Consider the following 17633-nt stretch of genomic DNA (forward strand, 5'->3'; position numbering starts at 1 on the left):
CCCTCACGTGAGGTGAGAGACCGCCACCCCGGAATTTCCGCGTGCGATGCCCTTTGCATCGTGTGCACAGATGGAATCGAACATGTCATCGTCCATTGCACTACATGACAAGACGCTCAGTGAGCTGGCGCAAGGCCTCGAGGCCGGCGAGTACACCAGTCGCGAGCTGACGGAAGCCTTCCTGGCCCGTATCGAACGCCTCGACGGCGAGCTCAACAGCTACATCACCCTGTGCCGTGAAGAGGCGCTGCGCGAGGCCGATGCCGCGGACGCCAGGCGTGCCGCCGGCAATGCCGCGCCGCTGACCGGCGTGCCGATGGCCATCAAGGACATCTTCTGCACCGAGGGTGTGCGCACCAGCTGCGGCTCGAAGATGCTCGACAACTTCATCTCCCCCTACGACGCCACCGTGATCGAGAAGCTCAAGGCCGAAGGCGTGGTGATGCTGGGCAAGACCAACCTCGATGAGTTCGCGATGGGCTCCTCGAACGAGAACAGTTACTACGGTCCGGTCAAGAACCCGTGGGACCTGTCCGCCGTCCCGGGTGGCAGCTCCGGCGGCAGCGCCGCTGCCGTCGCCGCAGGCCTCGCCCCGGCGGCACTGGGCACCGATACCGGTGGCTCCATCCGCCAGCCGGCTGCCTTCTGTGGCATCACCGGCCTCAAGCCGACCTACGGCCGCGTCTCCCGCTACGGCATGATCGCCTACGCCTCCAGTCTCGATCAGGGTGGCCCGATGGCACGCTCCGCCGAGGACTGCGCGCGCCTGATGAACGTGATCGCCGGCGCCGACCCGCGTGACTCCACCAGCGTGGTACGTGGTGTGCCGGACTACGTCGAAGGCCTGGACTATGACCTCAAGGGCCTGAAGATCGGCCTGCCGAAGGAATACTTCGGCGACGGCCTGTCAGCGGAGGTCGAAGCCTCCGTGCGTGCCGCGATCAAGGTCTTCGAGGATGCCGGTGCCAGCGTGCAGGAAATCTCCCTGCCGCATACCCACCTGGCCATCCCGACCTACTACGTGATCGCACCGGCCGAGGCCTCCTCCAACCTGTCGCGTTACGACGGCGTGCGTTTCGGCCACCGCTGCGCGGACCCGCAGGACCTGGAAGACCTCTACAAGCGCACCCGCGAGGAAGGCTTCGGCGACGAGGTGAAGCGCCGCATCCTGATCGGCACGCACACCCTGTCCGAAGGCTTCTTCGATGCCTACTACATCAAGGCCCAGAAGGTGCGTCGCCTGATCCGTCAGGACTTCCTCGATGCCTTCGACCAGGTCGATGTGCTGATGGGGCCGGCGGCACCGACCCCGGCGTTCGATCTCGGCGCGCACAAGGACCCGCTGTCCATGTACCTGCAGGATCTCTACACCATCGCCATCAACCTGGCGGGCATTCCGGGCATCAGCGTGCCGGCCGGCCTGGCTGGCAAGCGCCCGGTGGGTCTGCAGATTCTCGGCCCGCACTTCGGTGAGCAGACCCTGCTGGGCGTCGCGCACCAGTTCCAGCAAATCACCGACTGGCACCGCCAGCGCCCGGAATTCGGACAGGAGCAAGCCTGATGCAATGGGAAGTCGTAATCGGGCTTGAGGTTCACGCTCAGCTCGCCACCCAGTCAAAGATCTTCTCCGGCTCGTCCACCACCTACGGTGCCGAGCCCAACACCCAGGCCAGCGCCGTCGACCTCGGCCTGCCGGGCACCCTGCCGGTGCTCAACGAGCAGGCCGTGGCCATGGCCGTGCGCTTCGGCCTCGCCGTCAATGCCGCCGTGGCCGGCCGTTCGGTGTTCGAGCGCAAGAACTACTTCTACCCGGATCTGCCCAAGGGCTACCAGACCAGCCAGATGGATCAGCCCATCGTCGGGCCGGGTGAACTCGAGATCCTGCTCGAGGATGGCACGCGCAAGTCGATCCGCATCCACCATGCCCATCTCGAGGAAGACGCCGGCAAGTCGCTGCACGAAGACTTCCAGGGCATGACCGGCATCGACCTGAACCGTGCCGGCACACCGCTGCTGGAAATCGTCTCCGAGCCGGACATGCGCTCCGCCAAGGAAGCGGTGGCCTACGTCAAGGCGATCCACGCCATCGTGACGTACCTGGGCATCTCCGACGGCAACATGGCCGAAGGTTCCCTGCGTTGCGACGTCAACGTCTCGGTGCGCCCCAAGGGGCAGGAAGCCTTCGGCACCCGCGCGGAGATCAAGAACGTCAACTCCTTCCGCTTCATCGAGCGCGCCATCCACTTCGAGGTGGAGCGTCAGATCGAGCTGATCGAGGACGGCGGCAAGGTCGTGCAGGAAACCCGCCTGTATGATCCGGATGCCGACGAGACGCGCAGCATGCGCACCAAGGAAGAAGCCAACGACTACCGCTACTTCCCGTGCCCGGACCTGCTGCCGGTGGAAGTCGACGACGCCTACATCGAACACCTGCGCCAGACTCTGCCCGAGCTGCCGGCCGAGAAGCGCGCACGCTTCGAGGGCGAACTGGGGCTGTCCGCCTATGATGCCAGCGTGCTGTCCGCCAGCCGTGAGATGGCCGACTTCTTCGAGGAAGTGAAGGATGTCTGCGGCGACGCCAAGCAAGCCGCCAACTGGGTGCAGGGCGAACTGGCCGGGCGTCTCAACAAGGAAAATCTCGACATCACCGTGAGCCCGGTCTCGGCAGCCCAGCTGGGGGGCCTGATCAAGCGTATCGTCGATGAGACCATCAACGGCAAGGCCGCCAAGCAGGTGTTCGCCGCGCTGTGGGATGGCGAAGGCGAGAGCGCCGACGAGATCATCGAGTCACGTGGCCTCAAGCAGGTCACGGACACCGGTGCCATCGAGGCAGTGGTCGACCAGGTGATCGCCGACAATCCGGCTCAGGTGACCCAGTATCAGGAAGCCGAACCGGACAAGCGTGGCAAGATGATCGGCTTCTTCGTCGGTCAGGTGATGAAGGCCTCACGCGGCACCGCCAACCCGCAACAGGTCAACAAGGTGCTCAAGGAAAAGCTGGACAGCCTCAGCTGATCTCGTCGCTTCGCGAAGGAAGTTCTGATGGCAGATGATGTCGGTGCGCGCCTGCGGGCGCTGCGTACGCTGCGGGGCATCTCGCAACGCGAGCTGGCCAAGCGCTGTGGGGTGACCCATTCCAGCCTGTCACTGATCGAACAGGGCAAGGTCAGCCCCTCGGTCAGCTCACTGTCCAAGATTCTCGCCGCCATTCCCATGAGCATCGGTGATTTCTTCACCATGGAACTCGAGAACACCGCCAAGGTGTTCTATGGCGAAGAGGAACTGACGAACGTGGGCAGCGGGGAGGTGGTCTTCAAGCTGGTCGGGGCCAAGCGTCAGGATCGCAATCTGTCGTTCATGATCGAGACCTATCCGCCCGTCAGTGACACCGGCCGCGAGATGATCACCCATCAGGGAGAGGAAGCCGGTGTGGTCATCGAAGGCGAGATCGAGATCACCATCGGCAGCGACACCCGGGTATTGAAAGCCGGTGAAGCCTACTACTTCGATACCAATGTGCCGCATCGCTTTCGCAACATCGGCGAAGTCGAGTGCCGTCTGGTCAGCTGTGCGACGCCGGCGCGCATGTTCTAGACCTTGCGGCAAACAGTTCAGCCCAGCCCAGCCCAGTTCAGCCTAGCTCAGTCCAGCGCGATCCAGACACTCTTGAGCTGGGTGTATTCCGCCAGCGAGTGATGGGACTTGTCGCGCCCGTTGCCGGACTGTTTCACGCCGCCAAAGGGCATGCTCTGATCGCCCCCCGCCCAGTTGTTGACGAAGACCTGGCCGGATTCGAGACGATGGGTCATGCGCATGATGCGGCCGATGTCCTGGCTCCAGAGCCCCGCCGCCAGTCCGAAATCACTGTCATTGGCCAGCGCCAGCGCCTCCTCTTCGGTCTCGAAACCGAAGACCGACAGCACCGGCCCGAAGATTTCCTCACGGCCGATCACCATCTCGGGCGTGACGCCATCGAAGACCACCGGACGGATGAACAGCCCCGGCCCGGCAACGTCTTCGCCGCCGGCACGCAGCACCGCCCCCTCCTCGATCCCCTTGCGGATGTAGCCCATCACGCGCTCATGCTGGGTGCTGTCGACCATCGCCCCCATGAAGCTTGTCGGGTCCAGCGGGTCGCCCGGCTGCATGCGCTCGGCAGCCGCCACCACCTTGGCGACGAAGACGTCGCGGATCGAGTTTTCCACCAGCAGGCGGGAACCGGCGATGCAGACCTCGCCCTGGTTGTAGAAGATGGCGGCAGCGGCACTCTCCGCCACGCGATCCAGATCCGCGCAATCGGCGAACACGATGTTGGGGCTCTTGCCCCCGCACTCCAGGAAGACACGCTTCAGGTTCGACTGTCCGGCATACTGCATCAGCTGCTTGCCGACGGCGGTGGAACCGGTGAAGGCCAGACACTCGACGTCCATCGACAGGGCCAGCGCACGCCCGACGGTATGCCCGAAGCCCGGCAACACCTGGAAGACGCCACTCGGGATACCTGCCTCACGTGCGAGTGCCGCCAGACGCAGCGCTGACAGTGGTGACTTCTCCGACGGCTTGAGGATGACACTGTTGCCCGCGGCCAGCGCCGGCGCGACCTTCCAGGCCGTCATCATCAGCGGGAAGTTCCACGGCACGATGGAGGCCACCACCCCCAGCGGCTCGCGCAGCACCAGCCCCAGCACCTGCTCGCCGGTCGGCGCGACCTCGCCGTACAGCTTGTCGATGGACTCGGCCTGATGGCGGATCGAACCGATCGCTCCCGCCACATCATCCAGCGCGCTGGTGATCGGCTTGCCCATGTCGAGGGTATCCAGCAGCGCCAGCTCATCCTGGTGTCTCTCCATCAGGTCCGCCAGCCTGAGCAGCACGCCCTTGCGCTCGACAGGCGCCATGCGCGACCAGACACCCCTCTTGAAGGCGGCGCGCGCATGCCGGACGGCGATCTCGGCATCGGCGCCGTCACAGCTGGCCACCTTCGCCAATCGTTTCCCAGTGGCCGGATTGAGGCACTCGAAGGTCTCGCCGCTGACCGCCGGCACGAAGTCATCGTTGATGAAGGCATTGCCTTGCAGTTGCGGCGTCAGACGGGCGGCGAGCGCCTGCCAATCGGTCAATGTCCGGGGACGGCTCATGATCAGGATTCCGAAGTCAGGTAAGAGGGGGCCTGGACCTGTCCCGACAGGCCGCGGCAAATCCTTCCAGAATCGCCTGATACAGCGGGTGCTGACGTGGCTTCCATTCGGGGTGCCATTGCACCGCCAGCGTGAAGGCTCCCGCTGCGATGATCGAGATCGCCTCCACCAGACCATCCGGAGCGACCGCTTCGACACGCAGCCCCTCGCCCAGCCGCGCGATTCCCTGCTGATGCACGGAATTGACCCGCGCCTCAGGCGCGGCGTACAACTCGGCCAGCCGCCCGCCCGGCAGGATGCTGATGCCATGGGAGGGGGCGAACTGCACGTCGAGATCGCCCTCGGGCTCACGATGATCCCTCAAGCCGGGCACGTTCTGCACCGCCTGATGCAAGCTGCCACCGAAGGCGACGTTCAGCTCCTGAAAGCCGCGACAGATACCCAGCAACGGCAGTTGCAACTCGAGCGCCAGCGGTACCCAGGCCATGGCTGACGCATCTCGTGCCGTGTCTTCGTAGGTATTCTCCGGCGCGATGGCCTCGCCATACCGCGCCGGGTGCACGTTGGAATAGCTGCCCGTCAGCAGCAACCCATCCAGTCGCGCCAGCAGCGCTCTGGCCGAGTCAGCCATGACGTCTTCCCATACCGGGATCACCAGTGGCTCCAGTCCGAATTCGCGCAGGGCACTGACGTACTTGTCAGTCACCATGTGCGCCGGATGGCCTTCAATCGTGCGACGGCAGGCGATCACACCCACCAGAGGGCGAGACGTCATGGATTCTCCTTCAGGGGCCGCTCATGCACCCCGGTCATTTGGTATGTTTTATTCAACATCGATTGAACTGACATCCTTGCCAATCAGGCACGAAGGCAATCTCAAGCAAACCATGAACAGCCTTCACGTCGATGAGGCCAGAGAGTTTCTGGACCGCCATCCGGAAATCGAGAGCATCGACCTGCTGATCAGTGATATCAGCGGCATCCAGCGCGGCAAGCGTATCCCGCGCGAGAATCTGGAAAAGGCCTACGAGCAGGGCATCAACCTGCCAGGCTCCGTCTTCGCGATCGATATCGCCGGCAACACCATCGAAGAGACCGGTCTGGGCCTGGAGACCGGGGATGGGGATCAGGTCTGCCGCCCGATCCCCGGCACCTTGATGCCAGCCCCCTGGCTGCGCGGCGGCAAGCAAGGCCAGCTGTTGATGAACATGCGCGATGACAGGGACGGCCCCTTCTTCGCGGACCCCCGCAATCAGCTGCAGAAACAGGTCGATATTCTGGCCGGGATGGGGCTGACCGCCGTCGTCGCGCTGGAACTGGAGTTCTATCTCGTGGATCGTGAGCGCGATGACCTGGGCATGGTGCAGCCGCCCTGCTCTCCGCTCACGGGTGAGCGCGCCACGGAAAGCCAGCTCTACTCCATCGGAGAGCTGGATGAATATGCCGACTTTCTGGAAGAGATCCAGGATGCCGCACGCATCCAACAGCTGCCGCTGGATACCGCGCTCAAGGAGTGCGCCCCGGGTCAGTTCGAGATCAACCTGATTCATCTCGACGACGTCATGAAGGCCTGTGACAGCGCCGTCCTGCTCAAACGCCTGATCAAGGGTGTCGCCCTGCGTCATGGCTTCGACGCGACCTTCATGGCCAAGCCGTACGGTGATGAAGCCGGCAATGGCATGCATGCGCACCTGAGCCTGGTGGACCGCGATGGACACAATGTCTTCGCAGACCCCGGCGAGAATCCTCTGGGCACCGAGACCCTGCGTCACGCCATCGGCGGCCTGCTGGAACTCATGCCCGCCTCCATGGCGCTGTTTGCCCCCAACCTGAATTCCTACCGCCGTTTCCAGCAGGGCCTGTACGTACCGATGGCGCCCACCTGGGGATTCGACAACCGCTCGGTCGCCATCCGCATTCCCTCCGGCCCCAATGAGGCGCGTCGGCTGGAGCATCGGGTCGCCGGGGCTGACGTCAATCCCTACCTGCTGCTGGCGACGCTGCTGGCCTCCATCATCCATGGCATCACCCATCGGATCTCCCCGGGTGCGCCGGTGACCGGCAATGCCTATGATCAGTTCGAGCCCAGCCTGACCAACAGCTGGCCCGAGGCCCTGACGCTGCTGGAGGAAAGCGCTCCCCTCACGGCCGCTTTCAGCGAGCGCTTCCTGAATGTCTTCATTGCCGGTCGCCGGGCGGAGCGCGAGGCCGCGATGCAGATCATCAGCCGTCTGGAATACGACTGGTACCTGCGCAGCATCTGATCAGAGGCCGAGCCTGTCGCGTGTCTGGTAGTACCAGGCTCCCACGGCAGACAGCGGCACTCGCAACAGTCGCCCCCCGGGGAACGGCAGATGCGGCAGGTTCGCGAAGGCATCGAAGCGACCCTCACGCCCCCTCATCACCTCGCTGATCAGTCGTCCGGCGAGGTGACTGCAGGTCACGCCATGCCCGGAATACCCCTGGGCGTAATAGACATTGTCATTGAGCACGCCGAACTGCGGCAGTCGATTGAGCGTCATCAGGAAGGTTCCGCTCCAGGCATAGTCGATCCTGACACTGGCCAGCTGCGGGAAGACCTTGAGCAGCTTGGGCCGAATCAGGGCCTCGATATCGGCGGGGTCTTCACCGCCGTAGTTGACACCGCCCCCGAAGAGAAGACGGTTGTCGCGAGTCAGGCGGTAGTAATCCAGCAGATAGTTGCAGTCCTCCACCGCCATGCCATTGGGCAGCAGCCCGCGCGCCACGTCATCCGCCAACGGCTCGGTGGCGATGATCTGCGTGCCGCAGGGCATCGACTTGCCCTCGAGCTCCGGCAGCACGCCGTGAAGATAGGCATTGCCCGCCATCACCACACGCTCGGCCCGGATGGCGCCAGCGGCCGTCCTGAGCACGACCGGACTGCCATGCTCGAGACTCACCAACGGGCTATGTTCGAAGATCACCCCGCCGAGGGACTCGAAGGCCGCGGCCTCGCCCAGCACCAGATTGAGCGGGTGGAGATGGCCGCCGGAGTGGTCGACCAAGGCGCCCGTATACCCTTCGGCGCTCACTTCACGCTGGTAGGCATCCCCTTCCAGCAATTCGAGACTGGTATTGCCATAGCGCTCCCAGAGGGCCTTGTGCTCCTTGAGTCCCTTGAGCTGACGAGCGTTGCAGGCGGCAAAGAGGTTGCCGTCGCGCAGATCGCAGTCGATGGCATAGTCAGCGATGCGATCCCGAATGATGCGATTGCCCTCAAAGGCCATGTCGCCCAATGCCTGCGCCGTCCGTGCGCCGAAGCGCGCCTCGATCACGTCCATGTCGCGACTGTAACTGTTGACGATCTGCCCGCCATTGCGACCCGAGGCCCCATACCCCACGCAAGCAGCCTCCAGCACCATCACCTTGAGTCCCTGCTCGGCCAGGTGCAGTGCCGCCGAGATTCCCGTGAAGCCAGCGCCGACCACGCAGACATCGCAGCTGACCTCACCGGACAACGGCCGGCGCTCGGGGGCGGCATTGGCGGAAGCGGCATACCAGGAGGCGGCAGGCTCCAGGGGGGTAGTGGCACTCATGACAGCATCCTTGTGGTAGACCAGATCAACCTGCGAACAAGACATCGGGGGTCTAGACACGCAGCAGCAGGTGCTCACGCTCCCAGGAGCTGATGACCTGGAAGTATTCCCCATGCTCGGCACGCTTGACGGCCAGATAACTCTTCACGAAGCGCTCACCGAGGATGTTGGCCAACGGCGTACAGGCATGCAGAGCATCGAGTGCCGGGCCGATATCGTCCGGCAGGGTATTGCCGCCCTCCCAGGCCGAGCCGACCACCGGAGGGCGCGGCTCGATCCGCTCCATCATTCCCAGATAGCCACACGCCAGCGAAGCCGCCATCACCAGATAGGGATTGGCATCGGCGCCCGCCAGGCGATTCTCGACCCGCGTACCCGCCGCGTCCGATACCGGCACCCGCAGGCCCACGGTGCGGTTGTCCAGGCCCCACTCGACATTGATGGGTGCGGAGCCACTGGTGTCATTGCGCATCAGACGCCGATAGGAATTGACGTTGGGGGCGAAGAACGGCATCGCGGCGGGCAGATAGGTCTGCAGGCCCCCGATGAAGTGACGGAACAGCGTGCTCGGCTGACCCGACGCATCGGCAAACAGGTTATTGCCTGACTCGACATCCACCAGGCTCTGGTGAATATGCATCGAACTGCCCGGCTGATAGGCCATCGGCTTGGCCATGAAGGTCCCGTACATGCCATGTCGCAGCGCCGTCTCCCGCAGGGTGCGCTTGAACATCACCACCTGGTCGGCGAGAGAAAGAGCATCCCCATGCTCGAAATTGACCTCCATCTGCCCCGCTCCCTCTTCATGGATCAGGGTGTCGAGATCCAGCCCCATCGCCTCGCAGTAGTCATACATCTCCTCGAACAGCGGATCGAATTCATTGACCGCATCGATGGAGAAGGACTGACGGCTGCTCTCCTGCCGACCGCTGCGGCCGATGGGCGGTTCCAGCGGATAATCGGAGTCGGTATTGGTCTTGACCAGATAGAACTCGGCCTCCGGCGCCACCACCGGCTGCCAGCCCTGTTCGGCATACAATGCCAGTATCCGTTTGAGCACATAGCGTGGCGACAGCTCGACCGGCTCACCATTCAGGTAATAGCAATCGTGGATGACCTGTGCGGTGGGATCTTCCGCCCACGGCACCAGATAGAGCGCGTTCACGTCCGGAATCAGCTGCATGTCCTGTTCGGCCGGATTCCAGAAGCGGCTGTCTTCATCATCCGGATAGCCTCCCGTGACGGTCTGGATGAACAGCGAATCCGGCAGGCGTGGCCGCCCGCCATTGAGGTACTTGCGCGCAGGCATGATCTTGCCCTTGAGAATGCCGGTCAGATCCGTGACCAGACATTCCACCTCGGTGATACCGTGAGCGGCGAACCATTCCTGCAGGATCGCGTCATCATCTTCATGGCCCGGCTGCTCGTGACCCACGTTGGGGCTGGCGTAGTAGTTGTAGTTGGACAACTGCGCGCCGACCTTGGCGTCCAGAAGGAAGTTGATGAAGGCGTGTGCCAGCTCAGGATGCGGCGCCTTGGCGGGAATCATCATCGAATCGACCCACTTCTCGGCACCTTCATCCGGAATCATGTACTTGATATCGGCGAAGGACTCCGGATTCTCGTCCAGATAGAACAGATAGTCGCCGTTGTAGGACAGCGCACCATGCGTGACCTTGCGTGCCAGCTGTTGCAGGGCCGGCGTGCCATCGGAGAAGCCGCTGAAGTTGTCGCGATGCTTGGTCTCGATCAGCAATCTGGCCGCCTCACGCCAGGCATCCATGCCGGTACAGTCATAGCCATGACCGAGATAGGCACAGGCCGCCCCCATGCTGACCTGGCCATCGCCCATCAGGCTGAACGGATATGAGGCATTGACGGCGGGATCAAACAGCAGTGACCAGCTCTTGGGGGCATCCTTGAACGTGCTGGCGTTGTAGACCAGCCCGGTGACTCCCCACTGATACGGGACGGTGTAGTTGGCTCCCGGGTCAAAGCTCGGGTCCTTGAACTGCGCATCGACATTGGCCAGGTTGGGCACTTTCGTCTTGTCGATCTTCTGGACCAGGCCGGTGTTGATCAGGCGCGGCACGTAGTAATTGGACGGCACGATGATATCGTATTGGGACACCCCGCCGGCATTCAGCTTGGCCAGCATTTCCGGCAGGGAGTTGTAATAATTCTCGACCACCTCGACATCGAAGGCCTCTTCAAAGGCGGTGATAATCTCCGGGTCCATGTACTGGGTCCAGTTGAAGAGATACAGCTTCCTGTCTTCAGCCTGGGCGGCGCCTGCCAGCAGCAGACTGCCGATGGCGACCGCGAGACGCAGCGTGTGAGTTGTCATTGTGATGCTCCGTTCAGTCGATGAGAGAGGTGGTGTCATGAAGCGCTGCGCCGGCGTGACAGCGCAAGACTCACGATCGCCGCCAGGGCGACCACCGCCATCATCAGGGTGGCGATGGCATTGATCTCCGGTGTCACGCCCTTGCGTATCGCGCTCCAGATGTAGATCGGCAAGGTGGCGCTCTCCGGTCCGGCGGTAAAGAAGCTGATCACGAAGTCATCCAGCGACAGCGTGAAGGACAGCAGGAAGCCCGAGATCAACGCCGGCTTCAGGGTCGGCAACATGAAGAACTGCACGCGCTGGCGCGGCGTGGCATAGAGGTCCTTGGCTGCCTCGAACAATGTCGGATCCAGACCGACGAAGCGTGAATAGACGATCAGCGCCACGAAGGGAATCTGGAAGGTGACATGCGCGATGATCATGGTGCCCAGCCCCGGTGACAGCAGCCCGGTCAACTCATTGATCTTGACGAAGAAGGTCATTTCTGAGATCCCGAACACGATGTCCGGCAACACGATGGGCAGATAGATCAACACGATCAGCCACCCCAGCTTGCGGTGACGATGGCGATACATTCCATAGCCGATCAGCGTGCCGATCATCAGCGCCAGCAGTGACGAGACCACCGCCAGCCACAGCGAATTGCCCAGCGCCGACAGAATCGCGTCATTGCCCAGCAGGCGCCGATACCAGCGCAGTGACACGCCGGTGAAGCTGGCGGCACTGTTGGAGGCATTGAAGGAGAACAGCATCACCACGATCAGCGGCAGATACAGAAAACCGAGCGTCAGCCACCAGAAGCCCCGCAATCCCTTGTGAAGTCCGCCGCGCGTCATATCACCACCTCTTCACCGCCACCCAGGCGCCTGCCGATGCGACGCATGGCATAGAGTCCGATGAAGGTCGCGATCAACATCAGGATCGCCCCCGCCGCCCCCAGTGGCCAGTTGGCACTGCCGGAGAACTGATTGGCGACCAGATTGCCCAGCATCATGCCCTTGCCACCGCCGAGCAGTTCCGGAATCACGTACATGCCGAACGCCGGGATCGCCACCAGCACCACCCCCGCCAGCAGACCCGGCAACGTCTGGGGGAATACCGCATGCCAGAAGGCCTTGAGCGGCGAGGCGTAGAGATCCTGCGCCGCTTCCACCAGCGAGAGATTGAGCTTCTCGAAAGCGGCATACAGCGGCAGCACCATGAAGGGCAGGAAGTTGTAGACCAGCCCCAGCGTGACCGCGAAATTGGACGGATAGAGCCCCATGTTGGGCGCGATCATGCCCATGGCCTCGGCCAGCTCCGCCATCGGCGTGCCCGGCGCCAGCAGGTTCATCCAGCCAAAGGTGCGGATGACCTGATTGGTCCAGGACGGCACGACTACCGCCAGCAGCATGATCGGCCGCCAGCGCTGGTCTGCCTGCGAGATGTGATAGGCGATCGGATACGCCACCAGCACCACCAGCACGGTGGAAAGCACGGTCTGCCACAGCGAACGCCCCAGCGTCATGAGGTTGCCCGGGCTCCAGCCGAGAAAGCCCTGACCCGCCAGCTGCGTAAACGAGGTCAGCGACAAGGGCATCTCCGGCAAGCCATAGGGGCCATTGCTCATGAAGGCCACGCTCATCAGATAGAGACTGGGCAGCACCAGGAAGATGATGATCCACAGCGCGCCGGGGGCGACCGTCAACAGCAGGTGGCGTGACTCGGCCACCACCGCGCGACTGCGTGCCGTGGGCAAGCTCCCGTGATAGGCCATCGTCATGCCTCCAGCGTGATCAGGTCTTGCGCGGCCACCACCACATCGACGTGGTCTCCCACGTCAGGCAACTGGCCGCCCCGATTGTTGACCACCACCTGCAAGGTGACACCCGCCACCTCCACGCGATATTCGGCATGGCTACCGCGGTACAGTCGCTCCTGTACTCGGCCCGGCAGATGATTTTCCAGCACGTCGTAGCGTTCGAATTCGCTGGCGGGACGCCGGCGCAGATCCAGCGTCTCGGGGCGCAGCAGCAGCAACCCGCCGCTGCCCGGTGCCTGCGCCGTCAGCATGCCCAGCGGCGTGGTCAGCCGGACGGCGTCATCGCAGCTGTCATCGCGAGCCGTGATCTCGAACAGATTGGCATGCCCCATGAAACGCGCCACGAAGGCATTGACCGGGCATTCATAGATCTCGCGCGGCGTCCCCACCTGCTGGATGCTGCCGCTGTCGAGCACCGCGATGCGGTCCGACATCACCATCGCTTCCTGCTGATCATGGGTGACGAACACGAATGTCATGCCAAGGCGCTTCTGCAGACGCAGCAGCTCGATCTGGATCTGACTGCGCAGCCCGGCATCCAGCGCCGACAGCGGTTCATCCAGCAGCAGCACATCCGGCTCGCAGACCAGCGCCCGCGCCAGCGCGATACGTTGGCGCTGACCACCTGAAAGCTGGTCGACCCGGCGATCGACCAGACTCCCCAGCTTGATGAACTCGGCCATCTCGGCGACCTTTGCCTCGCGCTCGCCACTCGGCATGCCCTGCATGCGCAGACCGAAGGCGAGGTTGTCACGCACGCTGAGATGCGGGAACAACGCATAGGACTGGAAGACCGTATTGACGCTGCGCTGATGCGGCGGTACGTCGGTGACATCGCGCCCGCCGATCACCACCTGCCCCTCATCCAATGCTTCCAGCCCCGCCAGAATGCGCAGAAGCGTCGTCTTGCCACACCCGGAAGGCCCCAATAGCGTGAAGAACTCGCCGGGCTGAATGGCGAGATCCACACCATCAAGCGCCGCCACCTCGTTGCCGAAGCGCTTGTGCAGTCCCTTGAGCTGAATGGATGACGCGGCACGTCGTGTCTCGCTCAGGCGCCATACCCTCGTTGCTGTCCACTGCGCTCATCGCGCCTCCCTTGCGATTACTCACCAGTCGTTTCCCGCTCATGGGCTGTCGGGATGATCAACGATGTCAAATGTGCAGCACCTTCATCATGGCTTCGGCCTAGAGCCGATCACGCAGCGTGTAGAAGCTGGTCGCCAGGACCAGCAGAGGAGTTCGCAACCAGTGTCCACCCGGGAAGGCGCGGTGGGGCATGGCGGCAAAGACGTCAAAACGTTCCGCCTGGCCGGCAATCGTCTCGGCGATCAATTTGCCCGCCAGCCCTGCAAGCGACATGCCATGTCCCGAGTACCCCTGGGCGTAATAGACATTCGGGGCAAGACGCCCGAAGTCCGGTGCCCGATTCATGGTGATGGCCACGTCACCCCCCCAGCGGTAATCGATCCCCACCCCGTCAAGCGCCGGAAACAGACGGCGAATCTTGCCGTCCATGCGCGTCTTGAGGTGGCGCGGCTCTCGTCCGGTATAGCTCACCTCCCCCCCGTAGAGCAGGCGCCTGTCAGCAGAGAGACGGTAGTAGTCGAGCACGAAGTTGGCATCGGAAAGGGCATCATTGCCCGGCAACACCTGCGCGACCTGTGCTTCGCTGAGCGGTTCGGTGGCCACGATATAATTGGCGACGCGCATGATGCGCTCATCCAGCCGCGGGACCAGGCCATCGAGATAGGCGTTGGTCGCCACCACCACAAACTCGGCACTCACGCTGCCCTGCGCGGTATGCACACGCGCACGCTCTGCCTGCCCACCGGAGCCATTGGCGACGATGCCACTGCCACTTCGGCCATGCTCGAGCTTGAGCACAGGACTCTGTTCACAGATCGTGACCCCTGCCCGCTGAGCAGCACGCGCAAGCCCGAGGGTGTAATTCAGCGGATGCAGATGGCCACCCTCTCCATCATGCAGCGCCCCGGGATAGGCATCGGTAACGACTCGCGCTCGCAGGGCATCCCCCTGCAACCACTGCAATGCATGGTAGTCATGATCGCGTGCCATGCGCGCCTGAAATTCCTGCAATTCGCGCACATGTCGCGGCTTGACGGCAGCATGCAGATAGCCGCGGGTATAATCACAGGGGATCCGGTGCTTCTCGATCAGTGCGGTGGTGAGACGAACCGACTCGCGACTCATCTCCCAGATGGCATGCGCCTGCTCACGGCCGAGAGCCTTCTCGACCGTGGCGATGTCGGTGCCAAGTCCCGGCAGGATCTGGCCGCCACTGCGTCCCGAAGCCCCGAAGCCGATGCCGCGCGCCTCCAGCAGGATGACCGAATAGCCACGCTCAGCGAGATGCAGAGCCGCTGAGCAGCCGGTGATACCGCCGCCGATCACGCAGACATCAGCGCGCCGTTCCCCGGCCAACGGTGGACAGGGTGCAAGCGTCACACGCTGACTGGCCCGGTAGTAGGAGCGGATGTCATCACGCCCACGCTGCGATGTCATGTCGAGCGACGACATACCGGACAGGCGGGGTCACGCTTGAGCCCCATGCGTCGCCACTCACCGGTCAGGCCATCGAAGGTGGCGAGCCCTCGATGCACATGCCCGGCACCACTGATCAGCTTGAGCGCTTCCAGCGCCTGGAAGGCCCCGATGATGCCGACCAACGGCGCGATGACCCCGCTCTCGGCACAGGTCAGCTCTTCATCGCCCTGCTCTTCCGGCGAATACAGGCAGCCGTAACACGGCGCATCTGCCTCACGGCGATCAAACACCGCCAGCTGGCCGGAGAAACGAATCGCGGCACCTGACACCAGCGGCGTGCCTGCCGCCACGCAGGCGGCGTTGATCGGGAAGCGCGAACTGAAACGGTCAGTACAATCAAGCACCACGTCCGCGGCGGCGACCTGCTCGGCCAGCGCCTCGCCCTGAAGGCGTTCGGACAGGGCGATCACCTCGGTGTCGGGATTGATCGCCGACACCGAGCTGGCGAGCGAGCGCGCCTTGGGCTGGTCGATGTCCGCCTCTCCGTGGGCGATCTGACGTTGCAGATTGGAGAGCTCGACATGGTCATCATCGGCCAGCACCAGCGTGCCGATACCGGCTGCCGCCAGATAGAGCGCCGCCGGGCACCCCAGACCGCCAGCCCCGATCACCAGCACCCGCGCGGCCAGCAATCGTTGCTGACCCGCGATATCGACCTGAGGGAGCAATATCTGACGCGAATAGCGCAGCAGTTGCGAATCTTGCATGGAAGGTGAGCCGTCTGTCTGTGAATGAAGTGAGCGTCACTTGGCGTCGAGATCCTCGATGTCCGGCACATGCAGCGAGAACTGCTCCTTGACCTCTTCCATCACCACATAGCTCTTGGATTCCTTGACCCCGGGCAGCGTCAGCACCACATCCCCGAGCAACTGCCGATAGGCGGACATTTCCGGAATCCGGCACTTGAGGATGTAATCGAACTGCCCCGAGACCAGATGACACTCCTGGATCTGCGGCAGCTTGGAGACGGCACGGCGGAATTCATCGAAGACGGAGGGTGACTGGGTCTCGAGGCTGATCTCGACGAAGACCAGCAGATTGGCCTTGAGCGCCTTGGGGTCCAGCACGGCCTTGTAGCCACGGATGATGCCGGCACGCTCGAGGCGTTTGACTCGCTCCAGACAGGGAGTGGTGGAGAGTCCCACCTCGGAGGCGAGGTCGACATAGGAAATGCGCGCATTTTCTTGCAGGCAGCGCAGGATCTTGAGGTCAATGCGGTCCAGAGAACGTGATTTCGCTTTCATTATAATAGTTTTCCCAGCAGGGTGACTTGCAGCAGGATCATCCTTACTCCTGTCTTTCGTGCAGTCAGGCAACCCGAGAACGCGGGGGTAATCAGGCGACCTTTCCAGTCATGCATCGCCGGGGAGGCGTCAGCCAATGCGCCCCAGCGTGATGCGCTCTCGCCCACCGAGGTCTTCCAGCGTTTCCACTTCCAGAAAACCACCGGCGCGCAGCGCCTCGCGCACTTCCTTGCCCTGGGCCAGGCCATGCTCGAGCATCAGATGACCGCCCGCGGCCAGATGGCGGGGCGCGGCCTCGATCAGATGCAGGAAGTCTGCCAGCCCCTGCTGGCGCGCCACCAGTGCCGAGCGCGGCTCGAAACGCACGTCACCCAGTGCCAGGTGCGGGTCATCATCGGCCAGGTAAGGCGGATTGGCGGTCACCAGCGCAAAGCCGGTCTCGGGAACGGCGGAGAACCAGTCACTGCGCCGGAATTCGACGTTGGGAATCGCGAGATGCTCGGCATTGTCACGCGCAAGCTGCACGGCCTCCTCGATGAGGTCCACCCCCAGCACCTGCCACTGCGGACGATGACGAGCGAAGGCCAGCGCGATGGCGCCGGTGCCGGTGCCGAGATCCAGCAGCGTGCCTTCGGGCGCCTCGGCCAGCTCCAGCGCGCACTCCACCATCACTTCGGTATCCGGGCGCGGAATCAAGGTGGCAGGAGAGCAGCGCAGCATCAGGCCATAGAACTCACGGCGGCCAAGCAGGTGGGCGACGGGGTGTCCTTCGGCTCGGCGTGCCAGCAGCGCCTCGAAGCGTGCCACGCCCTCGGCGCCCGCTTCCGTCTCGAGATCGCGATCCCCCCAGGTATAGAACCAGGTGCGATCGCGCCCCATCACCTCTCCCAGCAGCAGCTCAGCATCCAGACGCGGAGATTCGCTGCCCGACTCACTCAGACGGGCAGCCGCGGCTGCCAACGTGACATCGATTCTCAC

At 63.4% G+C, this 17633-nt stretch carries 15 protein-coding genes and 1 pseudogene; 4 read left to right on the top strand and 12 right to left on the bottom strand.

All coding sequences use genetic code 11. From position 1 onward, the window contains the following. Positions 1-82: 82 nt before the first annotated feature. Genes gatA through CU110_RS12350 form a run of 3 tightly spaced genes read left to right on the top strand, consistent with a single transcriptional unit; the run spans position 83 to position 3594 of the window. Complete coding sequence (gatA, locus tag CU110_RS12340) at positions 83-1561, top strand: Asp-tRNA(Asn)/Glu-tRNA(Gln) amidotransferase subunit GatA (RefSeq protein ID WP_077371547.1); 1479 nt, start codon at positions 83-85, stop codon at positions 1559-1561. Then, a complete protein-coding gene (gatB, locus tag CU110_RS12345; protein ID WP_077371544.1) occupies positions 1561-3015 on the top strand; it encodes an Asp-tRNA(Asn)/Glu-tRNA(Gln) amidotransferase subunit GatB in 1455 nt (484 codons plus the stop codon). The genes gatA and gatB overlap by 1 nt, the downstream gene beginning before the upstream one ends. 27 nt (positions 3016-3042) lie before the next feature. Then, positions 3043-3594 (top strand): cupin domain-containing protein, encoded by a 552-nt coding sequence (locus tag CU110_RS12350; RefSeq protein ID WP_084209232.1) that lies wholly within the window; start codon positions 3043-3045, stop codon positions 3592-3594. A 47-nt stretch (positions 3595-3641) separates the two neighbouring features. Here CU110_RS12350 and CU110_RS12355 read toward each other — a convergent pair whose 3' ends face one another. Continuing rightward, the gene (locus CU110_RS12355) at positions 3642-5138 is read right to left on the bottom strand and encodes an aldehyde dehydrogenase (RefSeq protein WP_084209233.1); all 1497 of its coding nucleotides are present in this window, start codon (positions 5136-5138) and stop codon (positions 3642-3644) included. A gap of 16 nt (positions 5139-5154) precedes the next feature. Continuing rightward, a complete protein-coding gene (locus CU110_RS12360) occupies positions 5155-5913 on the bottom strand; it encodes a gamma-glutamyl-gamma-aminobutyrate hydrolase family protein (RefSeq protein WP_127736173.1) in 759 nt (252 codons plus the stop codon). A 112-nt stretch (positions 5914-6025) separates the two neighbouring features. Between CU110_RS12360 and CU110_RS12365 the strand changes: the two genes are divergently transcribed. Then, on the top strand, positions 6026-7402 hold the full coding sequence (locus CU110_RS12365; RefSeq protein ID WP_084209235.1) for a glutamine synthetase family protein: 1377 nt from the start codon (positions 6026-6028) through the stop codon (positions 7400-7402). On the opposite strand, the gene CU110_RS12370 is transcribed toward CU110_RS12365, so the two are convergent. From CU110_RS12370 to prmC, 10 genes and pseudogenes are all read right to left on the bottom strand, one after another. Further along, positions 7403-8695, bottom strand: coding sequence for an FAD-binding oxidoreductase (locus CU110_RS12370; protein ID WP_084209236.1), 1293 nt, complete (start codon positions 8693-8695; stop codon positions 7403-7405). Between the two features lie 52 nt (positions 8696-8747). Further along, entirely contained in the window at positions 8748-10091 is a 1344-nt protein-coding gene (locus CU110_RS12375) for a glutamine synthetase family protein (protein ID WP_240665574.1), read from the bottom strand. A 39-nt stretch (positions 10092-10130) separates the two neighbouring features. Then, positions 10131-11081 (bottom strand): annotated as a pseudogene (locus tag CU110_RS17240) (spermidine/putrescine ABC transporter substrate-binding protein); the annotation flags it as partial. Beyond that, the gene (locus CU110_RS12380) at positions 11078-11878 is read right to left on the bottom strand and encodes an ABC transporter permease (protein ID WP_084209238.1); all 801 of its coding nucleotides are present in this window, start codon (positions 11876-11878) and stop codon (positions 11078-11080) included. The pseudogene CU110_RS17240 and the gene CU110_RS12380, both read right to left, overlap by 4 nt. Beyond that, positions 11875-12798, bottom strand: a complete 924-nt coding sequence (locus CU110_RS12385; RefSeq protein WP_084209239.1) for an ABC transporter permease — start codon at positions 12796-12798, stop codon at positions 11875-11877. The genes CU110_RS12380 and CU110_RS12385 overlap by 4 nt, the downstream gene beginning before the upstream one ends. 2 nt (positions 12799-12800) lie before the next feature. Continuing rightward, positions 12801-13829: an ABC transporter ATP-binding protein gene (locus tag CU110_RS12390; protein WP_240665382.1), complete on the bottom strand. Its 1029-nt coding sequence runs from the start codon at positions 13827-13829 to the stop codon at positions 12801-12803. A 202-nt stretch (positions 13830-14031) separates the two neighbouring features. Beyond that, the gene (locus tag CU110_RS12395; RefSeq protein WP_127736178.1) at positions 14032-15369 is read right to left on the bottom strand and encodes an FAD-binding oxidoreductase; all 1338 of its coding nucleotides are present in this window, start codon (positions 15367-15369) and stop codon (positions 14032-14034) included. Next, complete coding sequence (moeB, locus tag CU110_RS12400) at positions 15366-16118, bottom strand: molybdopterin-synthase adenylyltransferase MoeB (RefSeq protein WP_084209242.1); 753 nt, start codon at positions 16116-16118, stop codon at positions 15366-15368. The genes CU110_RS12395 and moeB overlap by 4 nt, the downstream gene beginning before the upstream one ends. 36 nt (positions 16119-16154) lie before the next feature. Beyond that, positions 16155-16655: an Lrp/AsnC ligand binding domain-containing protein gene (locus CU110_RS12405; protein ID WP_077371505.1), complete on the bottom strand. Its 501-nt coding sequence runs from the start codon at positions 16653-16655 to the stop codon at positions 16155-16157. Between the two features lie 129 nt (positions 16656-16784). Continuing rightward, positions 16785-17633 (bottom strand): peptide chain release factor N(5)-glutamine methyltransferase, encoded by an 849-nt coding sequence (prmC, locus tag CU110_RS12410; protein ID WP_084209243.1) that lies wholly within the window; start codon positions 17631-17633, stop codon positions 16785-16787.

The sequence above is a fragment of the Cobetia sp. ICG0124 genome, assembly GCF_004006355.1.
GTDB lineage: Bacteria > Pseudomonadota > Gammaproteobacteria > Pseudomonadales > Halomonadaceae > Cobetia > Cobetia marina.

What these genes read in the sequence shown, in the direction of transcription:
- gatA (WP_077371547.1), top strand. Translation starts at nt 83, where the DNA reads ATGTCATCGTCCATTGCACTACATGACAAGACGCTCAGTGAGCTGGCG.
- gatB (WP_077371544.1), top strand. Translation starts at nt 1,561, where the DNA reads ATGCAATGGGAAGTCGTAATCGGGCTTGAGGTTCACGCTCAGCTCGCC.
- CU110_RS12350 (WP_084209232.1), top strand. Translation starts at nt 3,043, where the DNA reads ATGGCAGATGATGTCGGTGCGCGCCTGCGGGCGCTGCGTACGCTGCGG.
- CU110_RS12355 (WP_084209233.1), bottom strand. Translation starts at nt 5,138, where the DNA reads ATGAGCCGTCCCCGGACATTGACCGATTGGCAGGCGCTCGCCGCCCGT.
- CU110_RS12360 (WP_127736173.1), bottom strand. Translation starts at nt 5,913, where the DNA reads ATGACGTCTCGCCCTCTGGTGGGTGTGATCGCCTGCCGTCGCACGATT.
- CU110_RS12365 (WP_084209235.1), top strand. Translation starts at nt 6,026, where the DNA reads ATGAACAGCCTTCACGTCGATGAGGCCAGAGAGTTTCTGGACCGCCAT.
- CU110_RS12370 (WP_084209236.1), bottom strand. Translation starts at nt 8,695, where the DNA reads ATGAGTGCCACTACCCCCCTGGAGCCTGCCGCCTCCTGGTATGCCGCT.
- CU110_RS12380 (WP_084209238.1), bottom strand. Translation starts at nt 11,878, where the DNA reads ATGACGCGCGGCGGACTTCACAAGGGATTGCGGGGCTTCTGGTGGCTG.
- CU110_RS12385 (WP_084209239.1), bottom strand. Translation starts at nt 12,798, where the DNA reads ATGGCCTATCACGGGAGCTTGCCCACGGCACGCAGTCGCGCGGTGGTG.
- CU110_RS12395 (WP_127736178.1), bottom strand. Translation starts at nt 15,369, where the DNA reads ATGACATCGCAGCGTGGGCGTGATGACATCCGCTCCTACTACCGGGCC.
- moeB (WP_084209242.1), bottom strand. Translation starts at nt 16,118, where the DNA reads ATGCAAGATTCGCAACTGCTGCGCTATTCGCGTCAGATATTGCTCCCT.
- CU110_RS12405 (WP_077371505.1), bottom strand. Translation starts at nt 16,655, where the DNA reads ATGAAAGCGAAATCACGTTCTCTGGACCGCATTGACCTCAAGATCCTG.